18 protein-coding genes and 1 pseudogene are annotated in these 22,382 nt (G+C 74.8%); 10 read left to right on the plus strand and 9 right to left on the minus strand.

Going from position 1 to position 22,382, the window contains the following annotated elements; all coding sequences use genetic code 11:
* Positions 1 to 64 precede the first annotated feature (64 nt).
* From ACFY07_RS20970 to whiG, 3 genes and pseudogenes are all read left to right on the plus strand, one after another.
* Positions 65 to 706: pseudogene (locus ACFY07_RS20970) on the plus strand (ATP-binding protein); the annotation flags it as partial.
* A 260-nt stretch (positions 707 to 966) separates the two neighbouring features.
* Positions 967 to 2,247: a DNA-processing protein DprA gene (gene dprA, locus ACFY07_RS20975; RefSeq protein ID WP_390870486.1), complete on the plus strand. Its 1,281-nt coding sequence runs from the start codon at positions 967 to 969 to the stop codon at positions 2,245 to 2,247.
* A 483-nt stretch (positions 2,248 to 2,730) separates the two neighbouring features.
* Positions 2,731 to 3,525, plus strand: a complete 795-nt coding sequence (gene whiG / locus ACFY07_RS20980; protein WP_230655089.1) for an RNA polymerase sigma factor WhiG — start codon at positions 2,731 to 2,733, stop codon at positions 3,523 to 3,525.
* Here the strand turns inward: whiG and ACFY07_RS20985 are convergent.
* Entirely contained in the window at positions 3,464 to 4,903 is a 1,440-nt protein-coding gene (locus ACFY07_RS20985; protein ID WP_390870489.1) for a peptidoglycan DD-metalloendopeptidase family protein, read from the minus strand. The genes whiG and ACFY07_RS20985 overlap by 62 nt on opposite strands.
* A gap of 646 nt (positions 4,904 to 5,549) precedes the next feature.
* Between ACFY07_RS20985 and rpsB the strand changes: the two genes are divergently transcribed.
* The 5 genes from rpsB to ACFY07_RS21010 all read left to right on the plus strand — a co-directional run bounded on the left by rpsB (position 5,550) and on the right by ACFY07_RS21010 (position 10,131).
* On the plus strand, positions 5,550 to 6,461 hold the full coding sequence (gene rpsB / locus ACFY07_RS20990; RefSeq protein ID WP_390870491.1) for a 30S ribosomal protein S2: 912 nt from the start codon (positions 5,550 to 5,552) through the stop codon (positions 6,459 to 6,461).
* A gap of 145 nt (positions 6,462 to 6,606) precedes the next feature.
* Positions 6,607 to 7,443: a translation elongation factor Ts gene (gene tsf, locus ACFY07_RS20995; protein WP_230655095.1), complete on the plus strand. Its 837-nt coding sequence runs from the start codon at positions 6,607 to 6,609 to the stop codon at positions 7,441 to 7,443.
* A gap of 182 nt (positions 7,444 to 7,625) precedes the next feature.
* Positions 7,626 to 8,384, plus strand: a complete 759-nt coding sequence (gene pyrH, locus ACFY07_RS21000; RefSeq protein WP_374228214.1) for a UMP kinase — start codon at positions 7,626 to 7,628, stop codon at positions 8,382 to 8,384.
* 98 nt (positions 8,385 to 8,482) lie between these two features.
* Positions 8,483 to 9,040, plus strand: coding sequence for a ribosome recycling factor (gene frr, locus ACFY07_RS21005; RefSeq protein WP_230655097.1), 558 nt, complete (start codon positions 8,483 to 8,485; stop codon positions 9,038 to 9,040).
* A complete protein-coding gene (locus ACFY07_RS21010) occupies positions 9,040 to 10,131 on the plus strand; it encodes a phosphatidate cytidylyltransferase (protein WP_390870493.1) in 1,092 nt (363 codons plus the stop codon). Before frr ends, ACFY07_RS21010 begins: the two co-directional genes overlap by 1 nt.
* Before the next feature lie 231 nt (positions 10,132 to 10,362).
* Here ACFY07_RS21010 and ACFY07_RS21015 read toward each other — a convergent pair whose 3' ends face one another.
* Positions 10,363 to 10,653 carry a hypothetical protein gene (locus ACFY07_RS21015; RefSeq protein WP_390870495.1) on the minus strand — a complete coding sequence of 97 codons (291 nt, stop codon included), beginning with the start codon at positions 10,651 to 10,653 and terminating at the stop codon, positions 10,363 to 10,365.
* A gap of 144 nt (positions 10,654 to 10,797) precedes the next feature.
* On the opposite strand from ACFY07_RS21015, the gene rlmN reads away from it, so the two are divergent.
* Positions 10,798 to 11,898, plus strand: coding sequence for a 23S rRNA (adenine(2503)-C(2))-methyltransferase RlmN (rlmN, locus tag ACFY07_RS21020; RefSeq protein WP_230655102.1), 1,101 nt, complete (start codon positions 10,798 to 10,800; stop codon positions 11,896 to 11,898).
* Between the two features lie 80 nt (positions 11,899 to 11,978).
* On the opposite strand, the gene ACFY07_RS21025 is transcribed toward rlmN, so the two are convergent.
* From ACFY07_RS21025 to ACFY07_RS21040, 4 genes are all read right to left on the minus strand, one after another.
* Positions 11,979 to 13,127: a hypothetical protein gene (locus ACFY07_RS21025; RefSeq protein WP_390870497.1), complete on the minus strand. Its 1,149-nt coding sequence runs from the start codon at positions 13,125 to 13,127 to the stop codon at positions 11,979 to 11,981.
* Positions 13,128 to 13,278: 151 nt separating this feature from the next.
* The gene (locus ACFY07_RS21030) at positions 13,279 to 14,028 is read right to left on the minus strand and encodes an ABC transporter ATP-binding protein (protein WP_390870499.1); all 750 of its coding nucleotides are present in this window, start codon (positions 14,026 to 14,028) and stop codon (positions 13,279 to 13,281) included.
* Positions 14,029 to 14,636: 608 nt separating this feature from the next.
* A complete protein-coding gene (locus ACFY07_RS21035) occupies positions 14,637 to 16,013 on the minus strand; it encodes an aspartate aminotransferase family protein (RefSeq protein ID WP_230655105.1) in 1,377 nt (458 codons plus the stop codon).
* Positions 16,010 to 16,483: an Lrp/AsnC family transcriptional regulator gene (locus ACFY07_RS21040; RefSeq protein WP_374228215.1), complete on the minus strand. Its 474-nt coding sequence runs from the start codon at positions 16,481 to 16,483 to the stop codon at positions 16,010 to 16,012. Before ACFY07_RS21040 ends, ACFY07_RS21035 begins: the two co-directional genes overlap by 4 nt.
* Positions 16,484 to 16,739: 256 nt before the next feature.
* Here ACFY07_RS21040 and ACFY07_RS21045 point away from each other — a divergent pair, with 256 nt between their 5' ends.
* A complete protein-coding gene (locus ACFY07_RS21045) occupies positions 16,740 to 18,170 on the plus strand; it encodes a gamma-aminobutyraldehyde dehydrogenase (protein WP_390870501.1) in 1,431 nt (476 codons plus the stop codon).
* Between the two features lie 111 nt (positions 18,171 to 18,281).
* Here the strand turns inward: ACFY07_RS21045 and ACFY07_RS21050 are convergent, their stop codons facing one another.
* From ACFY07_RS21050 to ACFY07_RS21060, 3 genes are all read right to left on the minus strand, one after another.
* On the minus strand, positions 18,282 to 18,722 hold the full coding sequence (locus ACFY07_RS21050; protein ID WP_230655115.1) for an Lrp/AsnC family transcriptional regulator: 441 nt from the start codon (positions 18,720 to 18,722) through the stop codon (positions 18,282 to 18,284).
* 115 nt (positions 18,723 to 18,837) lie between these two features.
* Positions 18,838 to 20,187, minus strand: a complete 1,350-nt coding sequence (locus ACFY07_RS21055; RefSeq protein WP_230655120.1) for a transaminase — start codon at positions 20,185 to 20,187, stop codon at positions 18,838 to 18,840.
* A 183-nt stretch (positions 20,188 to 20,370) separates the two neighbouring features.
* A complete protein-coding gene (locus tag ACFY07_RS21060; protein WP_390870504.1) occupies positions 20,371 to 22,050 on the minus strand; it encodes a PucR family transcriptional regulator in 1,680 nt (559 codons plus the stop codon).
* Between the last annotated feature and the right edge of the window lie 332 nt (positions 22,051 to 22,382).

A 22,382-nucleotide genomic window follows, 5' to 3' on the forward strand; every position in this document is an offset into this window, starting at 1 on the left:
TAGCTCTCCTCCTATATAGGGGCAACGTCCGTAGTGCTGCCCCGAGTGGCGTCAATCTACTTGACTGGACGAGGCCCCCGAGTTCCCCGTCCGCGTGCTGGACGCCCTGCGGCAGCCGCTGGAGTCCGGCGAGGTCGTCGTGGCCCGCGCGGCCGGGTCGCTGCGGCTGCCCGCCCGCTTCCTGCTGCTCCTCGCCGCCAACCCCTGCCCCTGCGGCCGCTGGTCGCGACGGGGGGAGGGCTGCCAGTGCACCCCGGCCATGGTCGGCCGGTACCAGTCGCGCCTCTCCGGACCGCTGCTGGACCGGGTGGACCTCCAGGTCGAGGTCGAACCGGTGACCCGGGCGCAGCTCCTGGAGCGCGACATCGCGGCCGAGTCCACCGCCGCCGTCGCCGCCCGGGTCGCGGAGGCCCGGCTGCGCGCCGCGGCGCGCTTCGACGGCACCCCCTGGCGCGGCAACGCGGAGGTGCCCGGCCACGAGCTGCGCACCCGGTGGCGGACGACACCGGGCGCGCTGGACGACGCCGAGCGCGAGATGCAGCGCGGCCTGCTCACCGCCCGCGGCCTGGACCGGGTGCTCCGGGTCGCCTGGACCGTCGCCGACCTCGCCGGCCACGGCCGGCCCGACCGCGCCGACGTGCGCACGGCCCTGGTGCTCCGGACCGGTGTCCAGCGCGGCGCGCCCCTCGGCGGCCCGTTCCGGTGACCGGCGGCGGGCGGTGGGAGGCGTCGGCCGCCACCTGTCCGCACGGGTTCCGCGGCCCGCCCGCGGATCCCGGTCCCAGCGGATCCGGCTCCCCCGACGAGCCGGGCCGCCCCCTCCAGGGAAGGAGTGAAACGGTGACCTCGTCCGACCAGGGTCCTTCCGACCAGGGTCCTTCCGACCAGGGTCCTTCCGAGCAGGGCCCCTCCGAGCAGCGTCTTTCCGGCCGGCGCTCTTCCGGCCGGCACCCCTCCGAGCAGGGCTTGTTCGGCCCGCCCCCGTGCGGGTACGCCCCGCCCGGGCGGACCGCCGCCGGCGCCGACGCCCCCCGGCACGCCGCCGACCCCGGGCACCCCGCCGGTCCAGGGCACGCCGCCGGTCCTGGCCCGGCCGTGCCGTCCGGTGCCGCGGACGACGGCGAGCGGCTGGCCAGAGCCGCCATCACCCGCCTCGCGGAGCCCGGGGACCCCGCAGTGGGGCAGTGGATCGACGACCTCGGCGCGGCCGGGCTGCTCCGCCTCCTCCGGACGGGCGGCACACCTCCCGGCGCCGCCCCCGCCCGCATGGCCCGCTACCGGGCGCGCGCTGCCGGGATCGACCCGGCAGCGGACCTGGAGCGGATCCGTGCGGGAGGTGGCCGCTTCGTCGTCCCCGGCGACGCCGAGTGGCCGACCCAGCTGGACGACCTCGGCGCCGCCCGTCCGGTCGGCCTCTGGACGGCGGGCGACGCCTCCCTCCGGCTGCTGGCCCTGCGGTCCGTCGCCGTCGTGGGCGCCCGCTCCTGCACCGCCTACGGCGCCCACGTCGCCGGGGAGCTCGCGGCCGGCCTGGCCGAACGCGGCTGGGTGGTGGTCTCGGGCGCCGCCTACGGCATCGACGCGGCGGCCCACCGGGGCGCCCTGGCGGCGGGAGGCCCCACCGTCTCCGTCCTCGCCTGCGGGGTCGACGTCGCCTACCCCCGGGGGCACGCCGAGCTGATCCGCCGCATCTCCCGACAGGGGCTCCTGGTCAGCGAACTGCCTCCGGGGGAACACCCCAACCGCTTCCGCTTCGTGCTGCGCAACCGGGTGATCGCCGCCCTCACCCGGGGCACCGTGGTCGTCGAGGCCGCCCTGCGGAGCGGAGCGCTGAGCACCGCCCGACGCGCCCGGGACCTCAACCGGCTCACCTGCGGCGTCCCCGGACCGGTGACGTCGGAGCTGTCGTCGGGTGTGCACGCCCTGCTGCGCAGCGGGGCGGCGGCGCTGGTCACCGATGCGGCCGAGGTGGCGGAACTGGTCGGGGGCATCGGCGCCGACCTGGCCGACCCCCGGTGCGGGCCGGTGCTCCCGCACGACCTGCTGCCTCCGCAGGCGCGCCTGGTTTTCGACGCCCTGCCGGCCCGCGTCGACGGCGCCCCGGTCGAGGCTGTCGTCCGCGCCACGGGCCTGCCGCCGGACGACGTGCTGCAGCGGCTCTACGAGCTGGCGTCCCTGGGCTTCGCGGAGCGGTCGGGAGCACGCTGGCGGGCGCGCACGACCCGCGGGGACGACACGGCCGGGTGACACGGGATCCCCCGATCGGTATCGAACGCAACACCGTACGGCGTCCGGGCGGGGGTAATCCTCACGGTGCCGCCGCACCGGCGCCGCAGGCCCCGTTCCACCCGTCCCACCTGCGGATACCCCGCCACCGGATCGGAGGACGCATCGGGCTCGGTAGCTCTCGGCACTGGTCCGATCACGCTACGCTCACCACGACTTCCATACCGGCACACGACTCGGCAGAACGGCGCACAGGGACGCATGCCCACACACATTCCCCGGCGGAGAGCCACCGGCGGCGACGGGACCCTCACGGCCCCGGCCGCGGGGACGGGGCCCGCCTCCGAGATCCACTCGGCGGCCGGGACCGCTGCCGGCGTGCGCCGCCCCGGGACCGCACGCAGCGGGCAGGGGGTCTCCGCGCCGGCGCCGACACCGGCATCCGCGGCCGCCGACGAGGGCCCCGGCGTCGGCGCCGGTCAGGCGGAACCGCCCAGACCGCCGGTGGCCCGGCGCGGGGGGAGCGAGAAGAGCGGTGAGCGTCCGGCCCTGGAGCAGTTGTGGCGCTCCTACAAGTCGACCGGCGACGGCCGGCTGCGCGAGCAGCTGATCCTGCACTACTCGCCGCTGGTGAAGTACGTGGCCGGGCGCGTGGGGGTGGGGCTCCCGGCCAACGTCGAGCAGGCGGACTTCGTCTCCTCCGGTGTCTTCGGGCTCATCGACGCCATCGAGAAGTTCGACCTGGACCGCGCGATCAAGTTCGAGACCTACGCGATCAGCCGGATCCGCGGCGCCATCATCGACGAGCTGCGGGCGCTGGACTGGATCCCCCGGTCGGTCCGCCAGAAGGCGCGGGCGGTGGAGCGCGCCTACGCCACGCTGGAGACCCGGCTGCGCCGCACGCCCCACGAGCCCGAGGTCGCGGCGGAGATGGGCATCCCCGTGGAGGACCTGCACGCCATCTTCAGCCAGCTCTCCCTGGCCAACGTCGCCGCACTGGACGAGCTCCTCCACCCGGTGGGCGGGGGCGGCGACGGGCTGAGCCTGCTGGACACCCTGGTGGACACCGCCGCCGACGACCCGGAGGAGGTCGCCGAGGGCCGTGAGCTGCGCCGCCTGCTGGCCGGGGCGGTCAACACCCTCCCCGAGCGGGAGAAGACGGTGGTCACGCTCTACTACTACGAGGGGCTCACCCTCGCCGAGATCGGACAGGTCCTCGGCGTCACCGAGAGCCGGGTCAGCCAGATCCACACGAAGGCCGTCCTGCAGCTGCGCGCCAAGCTCTCCGACGCGCGGTGACCCGCACCGGGCTCCGGCGGCCCGGGGGGCCTGGGCCGGGGTGACCCCGAGCCCGAGTCCGGATGACCGCAGGCTCCGGATGCCGCCGGGAGGGGATCCGGCTGTCCGGGGAGTCCGCAGATCCGGGAGCCGGAGGCCGCCGTCCCCCGCGTCCGCACGGTGGGCGGGTGCGGGAGGCCCGGATGGCCGTCCGGGCCGTGCCGCGGGACGCGCCGCAAGCCGCGCGCCCCGCACCACCCGGCGCTCCGCTCTCCACCCCCGGGCCGCTCGTCGAGCACCGCACGGGTGCACCCGCCCTCCGCAGTCCGGCGTCCCCGGGCGGCTCGCCACCACCGGCTCCCCCGAACCCCGTACCGCGGCCGCGGCCGCGGTGGACCGTCTCCGGGGCGGCCCGCGGACCGGTGGCGGCCGGCTCGGACGGGAGCAGCCTCACCGTGCCCAGTCCCAGCAGGGCCAGCGGGTCCAGGTAGCGCCGTCCCCGCAGCAGCCCCCAGTGCAGGCACGCCACCGTGCAGTGGCCGTCTCCCACCTGCGGCGGTCCTCCCGACTCCGGCGGTCCTCCCGGTCCCGGCGGCCCTCCTGTCCGCGGCGGCCCTCCCGGTTCGGGCCGCGGGTCCCCGGCCCGGGGATCACCCGACCACCGGTCCGCCGCCGGACGGGCGGCCTCGAGCCGCCCGACGACCTCCCCCGCCTCGACCCGGGCGCCAACCGGCAGGACGGGCTCCACCGGGAGGTACGTCGTCCGCAGGGGCGGTTCGCCGGTGCCCGGGTGGACCACGGTGACCGCGCTCCGCCCGCCGACCCGTCCCGCGAAGGCGACCGTCCCCGCGGCGGCCGCCCGCACCTCCGAGCCCTCCGGCGCCGCCAGGTCGGCCCCGCGGTGCCCCGCCGCCCAGGGCAGCGGGGGCGGACGGAAGCCCTGCAGCACCCTGACCGGGCCCGCAACCGGCCAGGCCCGTGCGGCGTCCGCCGGGACGCCGCCGGCCGCCGGGGAGGCGGCCCGCCCGCGACCGGCCGCCGCCCCGGCCGCGGTGTGCGGGAGCGCCGTGCAGAGGGCCAGGACCGCCAGCACGCCCAGGAGCGCCAGCAGTGCGCGGTCCGGCGCGGGAGGCCCCGGCGGCCCGCCGCAGCCGGCGAGGGCGCTCCGGTGCGGCAGGGCCCCGCGTCCCGCTGCGGTCCCGCGCCGGGGCGCCGCGGTGCCGAGGAGCGGTACGGCCCTGCGGGGCGGGCCCGCACCCCGGCGGGCACCGTCACCGGGACGCGCCCCCGCACCGTGGTGCGGGCGGGCGTGGTGGTGCGGGCGGGCATCGGGCCGCGGCGGGCCGCCGTTGCGGGGGAGCGGGCTGCGGGCTGTGACGGTGTGCCGGACAGCGGTCATGGCGGCACGCTGCCCGCACCGGCGCGGTTCCGCCACCGCCCGCCCCGGACCTGTGGACAGGCCCCGGCCTGTGGAGAACCCCGTCCCCCGCACGGATGACCCGCGCCCGCCCCCGTACGTGCCCGCCCCCGTACGTGCCCGTCCCCGTACGCGCCCGCCCTCGTACGCGCCCGTCGCTGTACGGACCGCCCCCGCCGCCTTCGCCCCCCTCGCACCCCTCGCTCCCTCGGCCCTTCCGGAGCCCCCACCCCGCCTTCCGGGCCGTACGCGGCTCCGGCCGTCCACCCGCCCGGCCAACCCGCCGCGCCCGGTTCCCCGCCCGTGGCCGCCCGCCCCCCGGCCACCGCGCCGCGCTGAGTCGCCCGGGGTGCCGCGGGTCCCGTACACTTCTGTCGCGACCCGGCGTGCCGGGTCGACTTCGCACGCCCCGCCACCGATGCGCCAGCACGCGGCTCGCAGTCCGCGTCAGCACGGTGCGAGTGCCGCTCGGTCCGATGAGCCGGGGTGCGGCATAAGCCGCACCCGGTCCCCACGGCACGGCACGGCCGGGGCGTCAGGCGCGGCGGCCGTCCCGGCCGCCGCGGACAACCGAGCCCGACCCCGGCCGCCACGGCGCGCCGGGGGAGCGATCCGAGGAGTACGGCACATGGCCGTCGTCACGATGCGGGAGCTGCTGGAGAGCGGCGTCCACTTCGGTCACCAGACCCGCCGTTGGAACCCGAAGATGAAGCGCTTCATCTTCACCGAGCGCAACGGCATCTACATCATCGACCTCCTGCAGTCGCTGAACTACATCGACCGCGCCTACGAGTTCGTCAAGGAGACGGTCGCCCACGGCGGCAGCGTCCTCTTCGTCGGCACGAAGAAGCAGGCCCAGGAGGCCATCGCCGAGCAGGCCACCCGCGTGGGCATGCCCTACGTCAACCAGCGCTGGCTGGGCGGCATGCTGACCAACTTCTCGACCGTCTACAAGCGCCTGCAGCGCCTGAAGGAGCTCGAGGAGATCGACTTCACCGACGTCGCGGGCTCCGGCCTCACCAAGAAGGAGCTGCTCGTCCTGCAGCGCGAGCACGAGAAGCTCGAGCGCACCCTGGGCGGCATCCGCGACATGCAGCGCGTCCCGAGCGCGGTGTGGATCGTGGACACCAAGAAGGAGCACATCGCGGTCGGTGAGGCCCGGAAGCTCAACATCCCGGTCGTCGCCATCCTCGACACCAACTGCGACCCCGACGAGGTCGACTACAAGATCCCGGGCAACGACGACGCCATCCGCTCCGTCACCCTGCTGACCCGCGTGATCGCCGACGCCGTGGCCGAGGGCCTCATGGCCCGCTCCGGTGCCGCCGGCGGCGCCAAGGCCGAGCCGGGCGCCGACCAGCCGCTGGCCGACTGGGAGCGCGAGCTCCTCGAGGGCGAGAAGAAGGCCGACGAGGCCCCCGCCACCGAGGCTGCCACCGAGGCCCCCGCCGAGGCCGCGACCGAGGAGGCCGCCCCCGCCGAGGCCGCCACCGAGGCCCCCGCCGAGGAGAAGCCGGCCGCCGAGGGCGAGCAGGCCTGACGTTCCGCGGTCGAGGGGTACGGCGGTCGCCGCAGCATGCTGCGGCCCGCCTGCCCCTCGCACCCGTGCCGGGGCCGGCGGCGACCCCGCCGGCGCCCGGCGCCACCCCAGCAGACACGCGAGACGCGAGAAGAGATTCACAACCATGGCGAACTTCACCGCCGCGGACGTCAAGAAGCTCCGTGAGCTCACCGGCGCCGGCATGATGGACTGCAAGAAGGCGCTGGACGAGGCCGAGGGCAACGTCGAGAAGGCCGTCGAGCTCCTCCGCATCAAGGGCCAGAAGGGCGTGGCCAAGCGCGAGGGCCGCGACGCCTCCAACGGCGCCGTCGTCTCCCTCCTCGAGGGCGGCAACGCCGGCGTGCTGGTCGAGCTGAACTGCGAGACCGACTTCGTCGCCAAGGGCGACAAGTTCGTCGAGGTCGCGAACACCATCGCCGCCCACCTCGCCAAGGCCGCCCCGGCCGACGTCGAGGCCGCCCTCGCCAGCGAGATCGAGTCCGGCAAGACCGTCCAGCAGTTCGTGGACGAGGCCAACGCGACCCTCGGCGAGAAGATCGTCTTCCGCCGTTTCGCGCAGTTCGACGGTGACGGCTACGTCGCCGCCTACATGCACCGCACCTCCCCGGACCTGCCCCCGCAGGTCGGCGTCCTCGTCGAGCTCGACAAGGAGAACGCCGAGGTCGCCAAGGACGTCGCGCAGCACATCGCCGCCTTCGCGCCGAAGTTCCTCTCCCGCGAGGACATCCCGGCCGAGGTGCTGGAGAGCGAGCGCCGCGTCGCCGAGGCCACCGCCCGCGAGGAGGGCAAGCCCGAGGCCGCCCTGCCGAAGATCATCGAGGGCCGCGTCACCGGTTTCGTCAAGGAGAACGCCGTGCTGGAGCAGGCGTTCGCCAAGGACAACAAGAAGACCGTCCAGAAGGTCCTGGACGAGGCCGGCGTCACCCTCAAGCGCTTCGCCCGCTTCCGCGTCGGTGCCTGAGGTCGTTCCGGCGTCCTGCCCCTAGGGTAGAGAGCGGAACACGTCGAACAGCCCCTCCGCGTGTCCGGAGGGGCCGGTTCGGCACCATAGAACGACGAGGAGGCCATTGCCGTGCAGGTGTGCATACCTGTCCCCGCGGCGGTGGCCTCCTCATCTGTACGTGCTCGAGGAGGAGTCGCACCATGCAGATGACCGGACAGGAGACGACCGGGGACGGCGTACGCCGCCGCGTGCTGCTCAAGCTGTCCGGCGAGGCGCTCGCCGGGGGAGGCGGCCTCGGCGTCGACCCCGACGTGGTGCACGCCATCGCCCGTGAGATCGCGGCCGTGGTCCGCGCCGGCACCCAGGTCGCCGTCGTGGTCGGCGGCGGCAACTTCTTCCGCGGCGCGGAGCTCCAGGTCCGCGGCATGGACCGGGCCCGCTCGGACTACATGGGCATGCTCGGCACGGTGATGAACTGCCTCGCCCTGCAGGACTTCCTGATCAAGGAGGGCGTGGAGACGCGGGTGCAGACCGCCATCACCATGGGCCAGGTCGCCGAGCCCTACCTCCCGCTGCGCGCCGTGCGCCACCTGGAGAAGGGCCGCGTGGTGATCTTCGGTGCCGGTATGGGCATGCCCTACTTCTCCACCGACACCACCGCCGCCCAGCGGGCCCTGGAGATCCACGCCGAGGCCCTGCTCATGGGCAAGAACGGCGTGGACGGGGTGTACGACTCCGACCCCAAGGCCAACCCGGACGCGGTCAAGTTCGACGCGCTGGAGTACTCCGAGGTGATCGCCCGCGACCTCAAGGTCGCCGACGCGACCGCGATCACCCTCTGCAGGGACAACGACCTGCCGATCCTGGTCTTCGAACTCCTCACCGAGGGCAACATCGCCCGCGCGGTGCGGGGTGAGAAGATCGGCACGCTGATCAGCCGCGGGGCGGACAGGGCCTGACCGCCCCGGGCGGCACGGCGCAAGACGACGTTACGGACCCCTGGCCCCGCCATCCGGGCGCGGGAGGGGGCGAGCAGGGAACCGGACAGGAGCAGACTGTGATCGAAGAGACCCTCCTCGAGGCCGAGGAGAAGATGGAGAAGGCGGTCCAGGTCGCCAAGGACGACTTCGCCGCCATCCGCACCGGCCGTGCGCACCCGGCGATGTTCGCCAAGATCACCGCCGACTACTACGGCGCCCCGACGCCGATCAACCAGCTCGCCTCCTTCTCGGTGCCCGAGCCCCGGATGGCCGTCGTCACCCCGTTCGACAAGAGCGCGCTGCGGGCCATCGAGACCGCCATCCGCGACTCCGACCTCGGCGTCAACCCGACCAACGACGGCTCCCTCATCCGCGTGGTGTTCCCGCAGCTGACCGAGGAGCGCCGCCGGGAGTACATCAAGGTCGCCCGCCACAAGGGCGAGGACGCCAAGATCTCCATCCGCAGCGTCCGCCGCAAGGCCAAGGAGGCCCTGGACAAGCTGGTCAAGGACGGCGAGGTCGGCGAGGACGAGGTCCGCCGCGCCGAGAAGGAGCTCGAGGACGTCACCGGCCGCTACGTCGGCCAGGTGGACGAGCTGCTCAAGCACAAGGAAGCCGAGCTGCTCGAGGTCTGATGAACCACGCCACGACTCCTCCCGGCGGGGCGGCCCCCGGCTCCGGGACCTCCCCGCAGGGCCCCGACGGGCCCGACCAGCCCGGCCGCCCCGCCGCAGGGGTCGCGGCGTACGCACCGTGGGCCGGCCCGCAGCCGCCGGCCCCCTCCGCCCTGCCCACCGACCTCGCCGAGCACCGTCCCGGGCAGGAGAACGCCGTGGCGCCGACCGACCACCACCCGTCCAGCGACGACCCCTCGGACGGGAACCCGCCCGGTGCCGCGGCGCAGCCCGCCAAGCCCCGCGGCGGACGGAACCTGCCCGCCGCGATAGGGGTCGGCGTCGGCCTGGGCGCCGTCATCGTCGCCTCGCTCTTCTTCGTCAAGGCGCTCTTCCTCGTCGTGGTGATGGCGGCGGTCGGCATCGGCGTCCGGGAGCTCACCAGCCGCCTGGCGGAGCGCAAGGACATCCGCACGCCGCAGGCCGGACTGGCCGTGGCGGGCGTCGCGATGCTCGCTGCCGCCTACGCCCTCGGCACGGAGGGCTCGGCGGCGGTGCTCGCGCTGACCGCGCTGGGGGTGCTGGTCTGGCGGATGAAGGAGCCGCCGCCGGACTACCTGCGGGACGTCACCGCCGGCATCTTCACCGCCTTCTACGTGCCCTTCCTCGCGACCTTCGTCGCCCTGATGCTGGATGCCGACGACGGCCCGTGGCGGGTGCTCCTCTTCCTGATGGTCACCGTCTGCAGCGACACCGGCGCCTACGCGGTGGGCTTCCGGTTCGGCAGGACCAAGCTGGCGCCGCGGATCAGCCCCGGCAAGACCCGCGAGGGGCTGGCGGGCGGCATCGCCCTGTCCATGCTGGCCGGGGCGCTCGGCATGCAGTTCCTCATCGAGGGAGGCGCCTGGTGGCAGGGGCTCGTCCTGGGCGCCTGCGCGGCGGTCACGGCGACCCTCGGCGACCTCGTCGAGTCGATGATCAAGCGCGACCTCGGCATCAAGGACATGGGCACCCTCCTCCCGGGCCACGGCGGCATCATGGACCGCCTGGACTCCCTGCTGCCCACCGCGCCGGTCACCTGGCTCCTCTTCACCGCCTTCGTCGGGGCCTGACCCCGCCGCCCGGCACCCCGCACCGCGCTGCTCCACGGCGGCCCCGGCCCTCCCGGCCGGGGCCGCCGCCGCGTCCGGGATCCGACGTCGAGCAGGACCAGGGGGCCGCTCGGGCACATCGCGGGCGGGCCCAGGACCTGCCCGGGCTGCCGCCAGGCATACAACCCCTTGCCATGCTCGATCCCGGCCCGGACAGGCCGCCGGCCAAAGGTCGCGCCAACGCCCTCACAGTCACGTACCTCCGCAGTCCGGGCACGAAGTACGCGGGCGGCCGATGCTTGCAGTGTGGAGGTCCTGGACGTCACCAGCGGGTATCCGGGCGATGGTGACCAGGCCAGTCTCGGAGTCGGGCGAAACCTTGCCCGTCATCTCGATCCCGGTCTGCTCCTCACGTGAGGCGTCCGCGAGCACTCTGAAGACGTACTGCTCCTCCTCCTCGGAGTAGGCGTCTGCCCAGACGTGCACCAGCCCCCCGCTCGCCAGGCGTACGTGCCAGAGCGACGGCGTATCCAGAAGATTCACGGCCACAGAGTAGGGCCATCGCTCGTGGGGCCGTCTGTGGGCCGTCCGGGGACGGCCAACGATGACAGGAGCTGACCGAGGCCGACCCCCCCGCCCCTTGTGTGGCCTGGGTCGCATCCGTGGATCTGCGACACTGGACGGACCATGCCTGCACCCGGAGAACTCACCTTCGTCGCGCCGCGCGGCGCCAAGCCGCCCCGCCACCTCGCCGACCTCAGCCCCGCCGAACGCAAGGAGGCCGTGGCCGAGCTGGGCGAGAAGCCGTTCCGCGCGAACCAGCTGTCCCGCCACTACTTCGGCCGGCTCTCCGCCGACCCCGCCGAGTGGACCGACATCCCCGCCGCCTCGCGCGAGAAGCTGGCCGGGGCGCTGCTGCCGGACCTGATGTCCGTGGTGCGGCACGTCTCGTGCGACGACGACACCACCCGCAAGACCCTGTGGAAGCTCTTCGACGGCACCCTGGTCGAGTCGGTGCTGATGCGCTACCCGGACCGGGTCACCATGTGCATCAGCTCGCAGGCCGGCTGCGGCATGAACTGCCCGTTCTGCGCCACCGGCCAGGCCGGCCTCACCCGCAACCTCTCCACGGCCGAGATCGTGGAGCAGATCGCCGCGGGCATGCGCGCGCTCCAGGCGGGGGAGATCCCCGGCGGCCCGGCGCGGCTGAGCAACGTGGTCTTCATGGGCATGGGCGAGCCGCTGGCCAACTACAACCGGGTGGTCGCGGCGATCCGCCGGCTCACCGACCCCTCGCCCGACGGCCTGGGCCTGTCGCAGCGCGGCATCACCGTCTCCACGGTGGGCCTGGTCCCGGCCATGAACCGGCTGGCCGACGAGGGCATGAGCGTCCGTCTCGCGCTCTCCCTGCACGCGCCCGACGACGAGCTGCGCGACACCCTCGTCCCGGTGAACACCCGGTGGAAGGTGGCCGAGGTGCTGGACGCCGCGTGGCACTACGCGGACCGCTCCAACCGGCGGGTCTCCGTCGAGTACGCACTGATCAAGGACATCAACGACCAGGCGTGGCGGGCCGACCTGCTCGGCCGCAAGCTGAAGAACCGCCGGGTCCACGTGAACCTGATCCCGCTCAACCCCACGCCCGGCTCCAAGTGGACCGCCTCGCGCCCCGAGGACGAGCGGGAGTTCGTCCGCCGCCTGGAGGCGCACGGCGTTCCCGTGACCGTCCGCGACACCCGCGGCCAGGAGATCGACGGCGCCTGCGGCCAGCTCGCCGCGGCGGGCTGACCCCGGAGTCCGGTCCCGTCCCGTACGCAGACGGTCCGGCCCGGCCCGCACCGACCGGTGCGGGCCGGGTCGTACCCGTCTCAGCGCAGGGCCGCCGCCGTCAGCGCGGCGGCCCCGGCGGCGGCGAGCAGCAGCACGGACCCGGCCGCGCCGGCCCGTACCAGTGCGGCGCGCCGCAGCAGCCCGGTACCCGCGCCCATCCGCCGCACGAGGTCCAGCCGGGGGACCCGGGCGGAACGGGCGCCGACGAGCCGTACCCCGGCCACCGCGACGGCGCACAGTCCCACCAGGGCGGCGTCCGCCACGGGCAGCACGCCGCCCGGTCCGTGCCCGGCCGCCCAGCGCTGCCCCGCGGCCACGGCGGCCCCTGCCAGGACGGCGGGGAGCCCCAGCGGGACGCCGAGCCGCACGGCCTCGGCCTGCAGCCCGCGGCCCGCCAGCAGGCGCACGGTGTACGGGCGGCCCGCGACGAGCAGCCGCCCCGCCGCCGCCAGCAGCAGCGGAGCGGTGAGGACGAGGCCCAGCAGGGCCAGGACCCCGCCGGCCGCCCCGGCCGTGGTGGCGGTCCCCAGCCCGGCGGGGAGGTGGAGGCGGCCGCCGCCCCCGTGCCGCCCGTAGAGCTCCAGTGCGGCGCCGACCGCGACGGCGGCGGGTGCGGCCGCGGCGCGCAGCGGCCCGAGGGACTGCACCCCCCTCTCGGTCCGCTGCCCGGGCAGGGTGTCGCGGAGGGGCCCGGCCACGACGGCGGCGGCCGCGGCGACCAGGGGGACGGCCAGCAGCAGGGTGAGCGGCGCCGCGGCGGGCAGCCGCGCGCCCATGCCCACCTCGGGGGCCAGCTCGGCCCCGGCGATGTCGTTGCGCAGGACCAGGAAGCCGACCAGCGCCAGCAGACTGCCCGCAGCGCAGGCGAGCGCGGTCTCGCCCGCGACGAGGAGGCGGATCCGCAGGGGGCCCGCCCCGGCGGCCGTCAGGCCGGCGACGCGCCCGGGCCGCCGGTCCGGCAGGGCGCGGGCGCACGAGGCGGCGAGCCAGCCGGTCGCGGCGAGGGCGGGCAGGCACCAGCCGAGGCGGGCGGCCGAGACCGCTACGGCGGTTCCGGGCGGGTCGACCAGGGCGCGGCCGAGCGCCCGCAGCAGCAGGGCCGCGGTGGCGGCGGCTGCCGCCGCGGTGAGGATCCAGCGACCGAGGTCGAGGACCCGGTAGCCCCGGGCCAGGCGGAGGTAGAACACCGGTGGGCGGCTTCCTTCCGGGTCCGGACGCCCCGACGGGCGGCCGTGCGAACGCTGCGTCAGGCAGGAGTGGCGGATCGGGCGTTGGGGTCGGGCGGTGGGGTCGGGCGGTGGGGTCGGGCGGAACTGCGGGCGGTACGGGTGCGGCGGGTCAGGCGGGTGCGGCCGCCGCCGAGCCGGCGGCCTCCGCGAGGGGGGCCGCCGGCTCGGAGAGGGCCCCGTCCAGCAGGGCCACGGACCGGTCGGCGTGCCGGGCCTGCCCGGGGTCGTTCAGGGCCAGCACCAGGGTGAGCCCGTGGGAGCGGGCGGCGGTGCCGAGCACGCGCAGCACCTGCTCCCCGGCGTCGCGGTGCAGCGGTGCGGTGGGGTCGTCGGCGAGGACGAGGCGGGGCAGCGGCGCGAGGGCGCGGGCGACCGCGACCCGCTGCCGCTGCTCCTGGGTCAGCTCGGCGGGCCGCAGGCGGGCGCAGCCGGCGACGTCGAGCCGCTCCAGCCACTCGGCCGCCGCGGTGTACGCGGCGCGGCGGCCGGCACCGGCCAGGAGCAGCGGCAGGGCGGCGTTCTCCCGGACGGTCAGTTCCGGGACGAGCTGCGGCTCGGAGCCGACCCAGCCGACGTGCTCGCGGCGGAGCCGCTCCCGTTCGGTCCGCGGGAGGGAGTGGAGCGGCCGTCCGGCGAACCAGACCTCGCCGTCGTCCACGGGCAGCAGTCCGCCGAGGCATCCGAGCAGGGTGGTCTTGCCGGACCCGCGGGGGCCGGTGACCGCCAGCACCTCCCCCTGCCGCACGGTGAGGGAGACGCCGTGCAGCGCCGCCGTCCCGTCCAGGGACTTCAGCACGCCGGACGCCCGGACCAGGTCGGCCTCCGCGGGCGGGTCGGCCTCCGCGGACGCGCCGGCCACGCCGGCTTCCCCGGGCGCGCCCTCCGAGGGTGCCCCGGCCTCTCCGCGCGCCCCGGCCTCAGCCGGTCCCGCCGGCGCCTCGGGTCCCGTCGGCGTCTCGGCCTCCGCGGCTGCGTCCGCGTCCTCGGCGGGTGCGCCGGCCCCGTCCCCGGGCGCGTCGCCCTTGCCGGGCCGGGGCGCCCCGCGCTTCGTGCCCTTCGGGCGCCTCCCGCGCCTCCCGTTCCCCGCGGGCGTGCCGTCGCCCGCGGGGGTGGCGGCACCCTCGGGCGGGCCGCCGTCCGCGGGTGCGTCGCTGTCCCCGGGCACGTCGCTCTCCGGCGGGGCCGCTGTCAAGAGAACCTCCGGCTCTAGGTGTGGGATGCCAGGTTAGAGGGCCCAGGACACGGGAGGGTCGCGGCACACGATCCCCATGGCATCCAATCGGATATATCAGACCGTCGAATGCCCCTGCCCGCATCCCGGTGCGCCCGGATGCAGCAGGGGGCGCCGGGAGGCCGCGGGCCGGCCGGGGGTCCGCCGGGAGGTGCCCCGGACGCACCGGGGGCGGTCCCCGGCGTACCGGGAACCGCCCCTGGCGGAGGGTGGGACAGAGAGTCCGCGTGCGATCGTCAGATCTTGGTCCACGCCTCGGTGAGGGTGGCCCGCAGGATCTGCTCGATCTCGTCGAAGGTCGACTGGTCGGAGATCAGCGGCGGGGCCAGCTGGATCACCGGGTCGCCGCGGTCGTCGGCGCGGCAGTACAGGCCGTTCTCGAAGAGCTTCTTGGAGACGTGCCCGTACAGGACGCGCTCGACCTCGTCGTCGTTGAAGGTCTCCTTGGTGGCCTTGTCCTTCACCAGCTCGATGCCGTAGAAGTACCCGTTGCCGCGCACGTCGCCGACGATCGGCAGGTCGTGCAGCCGCTGCAGGGTCGACAGGAACTTGTGCTCGTTGTCGAGCACGTGCTGGTTGAGGCCCTCGCGCTCGAAGATGTCGAGGTTGGCCAGCGCCACCGCCGCGGAGACCGGGTGGCCGCCGAAGGTGTAGCCGTGCAGGAAGGTGTTGTCGCCCTTGTAGAACGGCTCGGCGAGGCGGTCGGAGATGATCGTCGCGCCGATCGGGGAGTAGCCCGAGGTCATGCCCTTGGCGCAGGTGATCATGTCCGGCTGGTAGCCGAACTTGTCGGCGCCGAACATGGTGCCCAGGCGGCCGAAGGCGCAGATGACCTCGTCCGAGACGAGCAGCACGTCGTGGCGGTCGCAGATCTCGCGCACCCGCTGGAAGTACCCGGGCGGCGGCGGGAAGCAGCCGCCGGCGTTCTGCACCGGCTCCAGGAAGACGGCGGCGACGGTGTCCGGGCCCTCGAAGAGGATCTGCTGCTCGATCTGGTCGGCGGCCCAGCGGCCGAAGGCCTCCGGGTCGTCGCCGTAGAACGGCGCGCGGTAGATGTTGGTGTTCGGTGCCTTGTGGGTGCCCGGCACCAGCGGCTCGAACGGGGCCTTCAGGCCCGGCAGGCCGGTGATGGACAGGGCGCCCTGCGGGGTGCCGTGGTAGGCGACGGCACGCGAGATGACCTTGTACTTGGTCGGCTTGCCGGTCAGCTTGAAGTACTGCTTGGCCAGCTTCCAGGCGGTCTCGACCGCCTCGCCGCCGCCAGTGGAGAAGAAGACCTTGTTGAGGTCGCCGGGCGCGTAGTGGGCGAGGCGCTCGGCCAGCTCGATCGCCTTGGGGTGGGCGTAGCTCCACACGGGGAAGAAGGCGAGCTCGGCGGCCTGCTTGGCGGCGACCTCGGCCAGCTCGCGGCGGCCGTGGCCGGCCTGCACGACGAAGAGGCCGGCGAGGCCGTCGAGGTACTTGCGGCCCTCGGAGTCGTAGACGTAGGTGCCCTCGCCCCTGACGATGGTGGGGACGGGGGCGTTCTCGTACGACGACATCCGGGTGAAGTGCATCCACAGATGGTCGTAGGCGGACTTCGAGAGGTCCTTCTGGTCCGGGTTCGCGGTCATCTGGTGCCCCAGGTGTAGGTCTGTTTCCGGAGCTTCAGGTAGACGAAGCTCTCGGTGCTCCGCACGCCGGGTAGGGCGCGGATGCGCTTGTTGATCAGGTCGAGGAGGTGCTCGTCGTCCTCGCAGACCAGCTCGGCCAGCAGGTCGAACGAGCCTGCGGTGGCGACGACGTAGTCCACCTCGTCCAGTGCGGCCAGTGCGTCGGCGACGGGGTCGATGTCCCCCTCGACGTTGATGCCGACCATCGCCTGCCGCGCGAACCCGACCGTGAGGGGGTCGGTGACGGCGACGATCTGCATCACGCCCTGGTCGAGCAGCTTCTGCACGCGCTGCCGCACGGCCGCCTCCGACAGGCCGACGGCCTTGCCGATGGCGGCGTACGGGCGGCGGCCGTCCTCCTGCAACTGCTCGATGATCGCCTTCGATACTGAGTCGAGGGGAACGCTGCCGTTCCGGTCGCGGTTGGCCACGGCCACCACTCTGCCCGATCGACCGCCTGTTCGCAAGGGAATCCGTTGCCGATCTTCGATTCGGGCACTGATTCCATCGTTCTTGCCGTTCGGGTATGTCGATACCGTCGGCCCCGCCGCTAGGGTGGGTCGCGTGCGCGGCGGCCGTGTGCGCGAGCGGCGGTACCGTCCGTCCGCAATCCGTACATACTTCAGTGCACCGTGCACCGCCCGGTGCGGCCACCCGGCGGCCCGGGCACGACTCGAGGAGAGGTCCGTGAGCGATCTTCGCGCGCTGCGCAACCACATCAACGGCGAGTTCGTCGACGCGGCGGACGGCCGCACCCTCGACGTGGTCGACCCCGCCACCGGCGAGGTCTACGCGACCTCCCCGCTCTCCGGCCAGGCCGACGTCGACGCTGCCATGGCCGCCGCCGCCGAGGCCTTCCCGGCCTGGCGCGACAGCACCCCGGCCGCCCGCCAGCTCGCCCTGCTGAGGATCGCCGACGCGGTCGAGGCGCGGGCCGAGGAGCTGATCGACGCCGAGTGCCGCAACACCGGCAAGCCCCGCGAGCTGACCCGCTCCGAGGAGATCCCGCCGATGGTGGACCAGATCCGGTTCTTCGCCGGCGCCGCCCGCCTGCTGGAGGGCAAGTCCGCGGGCGAGTACATGGAGGGCCTGACCTCCTTCGTGCGCCGCGAGCCGGTCGGCGTCTGCGCCCAGGTGGCACCGTGGAACTACCCGATGATGATGGCGGTCTGGAAGTTCGCCCCCGCCATCGCGGCCGGCAACACCGTCGTCCTCAAGCCGTCCGACACCACCCCGGCCTCCACCGTGCTGCTGGCCGAGATCATGGGGGAGATCCTCCCCAAGGGCGTCTTCAACGTCATCTGCGGCGACCGCGACACCGGCCGCCTGATGGTCGAGCACCCGACCCCCGCCATGGCCTCCATCACCGGCTCGGTCCGCGCCGGCATGCAGGTCGCCGGCAGCGCCGCCAAGGACCTCAAGCGGGTCCACCTGGAGCTCGGCGGCAAGGCCCCCGTCGTGGTCTTCGAGGACGCCGACATCCCCGCCGCCGTCGAGGGCATCTCCGTCGCCGGCTTCTTCAACGCCGGCCAGGACTGCACCGCCGCCACCCGCGTGCTCGTGCACGAGGACGTCCACGACGAGTTCGTCGCCGCCCTCGCCAAGGCCGCCGCCGAGACGAAGACCGGCGGCGTCGACGAGGAGGACGTCCTCTACGGCCCGCTCAACAACGCCAACCAGCTCGCGCAGGTCTCCGGCTTCATCGAGCGCCTCCCCGCCCACGCCAAGGTCGAGGCCGGCGGCAGGCGCGTCGGCGACCGCGGCTACTTCTACGCCCCCACCGTCGTCTCCGGTCTGCAGCAGGACGACGAGATCATCCAGAACGAGGTCTTCGGCCCGGTCATCACCGTGCAGAAGTTCTCCGACGAGGAGCAGGCCGTCGCCTACGCCAACGGCGTCGACTACGCGCTCGCCTCCTCGGTGTGGACCAAGGACCACGCCCGCGCCATGCGGATGTCCAAGGCCCTCGACTTCGGCTGCGTGTGGATCAACACCCACATCCCGCTGGTCGCCGAGATGCCGCACGGCGGCTTCAAGAAGTCCGGCTACGGCAAGGACCTCTCCTCCTACGGCTTCGAGGACTACACCCGCATCAAGCACGTCATGACGGCGATCTGACCCGCGCCCCGACGCCGGACGGCCCCGGGAGGCAGCTGCCTCCCGGGGCCGTCCCCGTTCTTGTTCCTGTTCTCGTCCCCGTTCCCGGTCGCGGGTGCGGGCGCCCGCGCCTCAGCCCACGTCCCACAGGAACCGGTGGGTGTGGATGCCGAAGTACGGGAACGTCTCGACGCCGGTCACGCCCTCGATCGGCCGCACCACGTCGTTCACCAGGTCCAGCAGGTCGCCCGGCTGCCCGCACACCACCTCGGCGAACAGGGCGTAGGGCCCGGCTGTCAGGACCATGTAGACGACCTCCTCGCGCTGCGCCAGCGCGTCCGCGACCGCCCGCGGGTCGCCGTCCACGGCGATGCCGAGCAGCGCCATCGACTGGCGGCCCATCGCCATCGGGTCGGTGACCCCGACGACCTGCACCACCTTGGAGTCCAGCAGCCGCTGCAGCCGCTGGCGGGCCGCGGAGGCCGACAGGCCCACCTTCGGCCCGAGGTCGGCGTAGGCGATCCGGCCGTCGGCCTGCAACTCCTTGAGGATCGCCCGGTCGATGTCGTCCACGTGTCCCCGTCCCCGTTCGTCTCGGTGGTCCTGTGCGGCTCCCCGCCGCGGCACCGGCGCCCGCCTGCCGGGCGCCGGTGTGCTGCCGAACTGTACCCACGGCCCTCCGGCCGGGTCAGCCCGCCAGCTCCTCCAGGGCCGCGTGGAAGACCTCGGTGTGGGTGTCCACGTCGGCCTCGGTGGTGTCCGGGCACATCAGCGCCATGTTGTGGAACGGCGTCATGAGGATGGACCGGTTGGACAGGTAGACGTGGAGGAAGTCCTCCAGCTCCGCGTCGGCGCAGGCCGCCGACTCCGTGCCGGTCCGCGGCGCCGGGGAGGCGAAGCGGTACTCGGTGCGGGCGCCGAGCCGGCTGACCGACCAGGGCAGCCCGTACGCCTCGATGCCCTTGCGCACGCCGGCCTCGAACCGCTCCGACAGCGCGCACATGCGGGCGAACGCGTCGTCGGTCAGCACGTGCTCCAGGGTGGCGCGCATCGCCGCCACCGACAGCGCGTTGCCCGCGAGGGTGCCGCCGACGCCGCCCATGTCCACCAGGTCCAGGTCGTCGCGGCCCAGCAGCCGGTCGGCCAGCTCCGCCGACAGGCCGTATGCGCCCGCCGGGATGCCGCCGCCGATGGCCTTGCCCACGGTCAGCACGTCCGGCTCCAGCCCCCAGGCCGCGGTGCAGCCGCCGGGGCCGGCCGACAGGGTGTGCGTCTCGTCGTTGATCAGCAGCGTGCCGTACCGGCGGGTGAGCTCCCGCACGCCCTCCAGGTAGCCGGGCTCGGGCAGCACGATGCCGATGTTGGTGAGCGCCGGCTCCATGAGGACCGCCGCGACGTCGCCGTGGGCCAGCTCCCGCTCCAGGCCCTCCAGGTCGTTGAACTCCGCGACCCGGCTGGTGAGCGTCACGTCGCAGGGCGCGCCGACGTTGCCGGGGCGGGAGGCGCCGCGGCCGTCCTCGCCGACGACGATCAGCGACTCGTCGACGCTGCCGTGGTAGCTGTAGCTGTTCACCAGGATCTTCGAGCGCCCGGTGACGGCGCGGGCCAGCCGGATCGCCCAGCGGTTGGCGTCGGTGGCGGTCAGCGAGAAGGACCAGCGCTCCAGGCCGAAGCGGCGGCTGAGCTCCGCGCCCACCCACTCGGCGTCCTCGGTGGGCAGCATCGCGGTCGCGCCGCCCTGCGCGCGGTAGCGCCGCTCGACCGCGTCGGCGACCGGTGCGGGGGAGTGGCCCGCCATGGCGCCGGTGTCGCCCAGGCAGAAGTCGACGTACTCGTGGCCGTCGATGTCGCGGACCCGCGCGCCGCGGGCCCCCTCCAGGTAGAGCGGGAAGGCGGTGGCGCTCTTGTTCATCCAGGTCATCGGCACCCGGCCGAAGAGGTGCTCGGCGCGCTGGTACGCGGCCTGCGAGCGGGGGTTGCGGCGGGCGCTCTCGGCGGTCTCCCGGGCGAGCAGGGTCTGCAGGTGTGCACGGTCCATGGGCGGCACGGTACGCCCGAAAGAGTTGCGCGGACAAGACAGGGCGATCGATTCGGTTGCGGCGGAGCATGTTTCGATCGTTCTGGAAGTGTCGGGCCGTCAGATCGTCGGCCCCCGGACCGCCGCGCCCCGCCGTGCCGCCGTGCCGCCGGGCCCGTGGGCCCCTGCGCCGCCGTGCCCGGGTCAGCGGCGCACCGCGTCGAGCGCCAGCAGCGCCACGTGCAGCGACAGGCACGACTCCACCTGGTCGAGGTCCACGCCCAGCACCCGCTCCACCCGGTGCAGCCGGTCGTAGAACGACGGCCGCGACAGGTGCGCCGCGTCCGCCGCCGCCGACTTGTTGCGGCCCTGCTCCAGGTAGGTCCGCAGCATCGCCGTCAGCTGCGTGCCGTGCTCCGCGTCGTACGCCAGCAGCGGCCCCAGCTCCCGCTCCACGTACGTCTGCAGCCGGGCGTCGTCCCGCAGCAGGTGCAGCAGGCCGCGCAGCCGCACGTCCGGCAGCCGGTAGTACGACGCGGCGCGCCCCCCGGGCAGCGGGGCGTCGTGCAGGGCGGCGTCCGCCACCTGCGTCGCCTCGACGAGGGTGCGCCGGGCGTCCCGCACCGACCCCACCGACGACCCCACCGCGACCACCGGCGCCCCCTCCGGCGCCGCGCCCCCCGCCCCCGCCCGGCCGGGCCGGCCCCCCTCGCCCAGCAGCCGCTCCAGCGCCGCCGCGAACCCGTCCAGGGAGGCGTGCTCGTCGTCGTGCGGCCCCAGCGCCACCAGCAGCCCCACCCCGCCGTCGTCCAGCGGTCCCACCAGCGCCGACATCCGCCGCTCGCGCACCGCCGCCGCCGCGGTCTCGGTCAGGTCCCGCAGCCGGGCCTGCGCCTCCAGCGCGGCCGCGGCCGGCCGGCCCCGCTGCCGCAGCACCACGCCCACCAGCCGCCGCCCCTCCAGCGGCACCCCGAGCGCCTGGGCGCGCAGCGCCACCTCGGAGACGGTCAGCGCGTGGGTGAGGATGCCCGACAGCAGCGTGCGGTGCGTCTGCCGCTCCAGGCTCTCGCGGTCCCGCACCAGCAGCCGGCCCAGCGCCAGCGTCGCCGCGCCCCGCTCCAGCAGCACGGTGTGCCGGTGCGGCAGCTCCTCGGGCAGCGGGCCGGGCTCGCCGGCCAGGACCAGCCGCCCCCAGTCGTGCCCGCGCGCCCCCACGGCGGTGACCAGCCAGCCGGTGCGCGGGTCGTACCCGGTGCGGCCCTCCGGCCGGACCCCGCGCGAGCGCCGCTCCCAGTCCTCCAGCAGCGCCTCCGCGTCCCGGCCCGCCGCGTCGTACGCCAGCACCTGGTGGGCGAGGTTCTCCAGCACCGCCGGAGCGCCCGCCATCCGCGCCACCTGCCGCACCACCTCCGCCGGTTCGGCGCCCTCCACCGCCAGCTCGTTGAAGGTCTGGTGGACCGCCTCCGAGCTGCGCAGCTCCTCCAGCTGCGCGTTGACCACCAGGGCGTGCACCGCCTCGGTCACCGCCACGAACCGCAGCTCCCGGCGGAGCGCCACCAGCGGCAGGCCGTACTGCTCGGCGGCCTGCACCAGCGCCCGGGGCAGCGTGTCGAAGTACCGGCGGCCGAACTCCACCACCAGGCCCGCCGCGCCGACCTCCGACAGCTCGCGGACGTACCGGGCGAGGCCCTCGCGGTCCTCGGGCAGCGCGATGCCGGTCGTCAGGACCAGCTCGCCGCCCTGGAGCATGCCCGCGATGTCCGGCAGCTCGCTGACGTGCACCCAGCGCACCGGGCGCTGCAGCCGGTCCGCCCCGGCGACGACCTGAGGCATGCCCCGGCGCACGGCGTCCAGGTCGAGCACGCGGGCGACGGTGGGGAACACGGCTGCCTCCTGTCGACGGCGGGCGCCGCCGGGGTCCAAGGTGTCAGCAGCATCATGCAACGCGGCGGCCCTCCCTCCGCCCGCCGGACGCCTTGCACTCTGTAAGGCCTCCGCCGCCCGGGCTGCCGCCCTGTCCCTTGCCGCCGTGCGCCGCGCCGGGCAGGGTCGGCGGGGTCGGACGTGGCGGGAGCCACGACCGGGCGCCCGATTCCGTCGCGTAACCAAAAGGCAACAACGGAATCCCTTGTCGGTGGCGACGGTGTCTTGCGATGATCGCGCAATCCCCGCCACCGGCCGGCGCACGGTTCCGGTGCCGGCAGGCGGCGAGGAGG

The organism is Streptomyces sp. NPDC001380 (assembly GCF_042895785.1).
Classification (GTDB): Bacteria; Actinomycetota; Actinomycetes; order Streptomycetales; family Streptomycetaceae; genus Peterkaempfera.

Coding starts and splice junctions, on each gene's coding strand:
- rpsB (WP_390870491.1), top strand. CDS start 5,550: ATGGCCGTCGTCACGATGCGGGAGCTGCTGGAGAGCGGCGTCCACTTC.
- pyrH (WP_374228214.1), top strand. CDS start 7,626: ATGCAGATGACCGGACAGGAGACGACCGGGGACGGCGTACGCCGCCGC.
- ACFY07_RS21035 (WP_230655105.1), bottom strand. CDS start 16,013: ATGACCGCGAACCCGGACCAGAAGGACCTCTCGAAGTCCGCCTACGAC.
- ACFY07_RS21010 (WP_390870493.1), top strand. CDS start 9,040: ATGAACCACGCCACGACTCCTCCCGGCGGGGCGGCCCCCGGCTCCGGG.
- ACFY07_RS21055 (WP_230655120.1), bottom strand. CDS start 20,187: ATGGACCGTGCACACCTGCAGACCCTGCTCGCCCGGGAGACCGCCGAG.
- rlmN (WP_230655102.1), top strand. CDS start 10,798: ATGCCTGCACCCGGAGAACTCACCTTCGTCGCGCCGCGCGGCGCCAAG.
- tsf (WP_230655095.1), top strand. CDS start 6,607: ATGGCGAACTTCACCGCCGCGGACGTCAAGAAGCTCCGTGAGCTCACC.
- ACFY07_RS20985 (WP_390870489.1), bottom strand. CDS start 4,903: ATGACCGCTGTCCGGCACACCGTCACAGCCCGCAGCCCGCTCCCCCGC.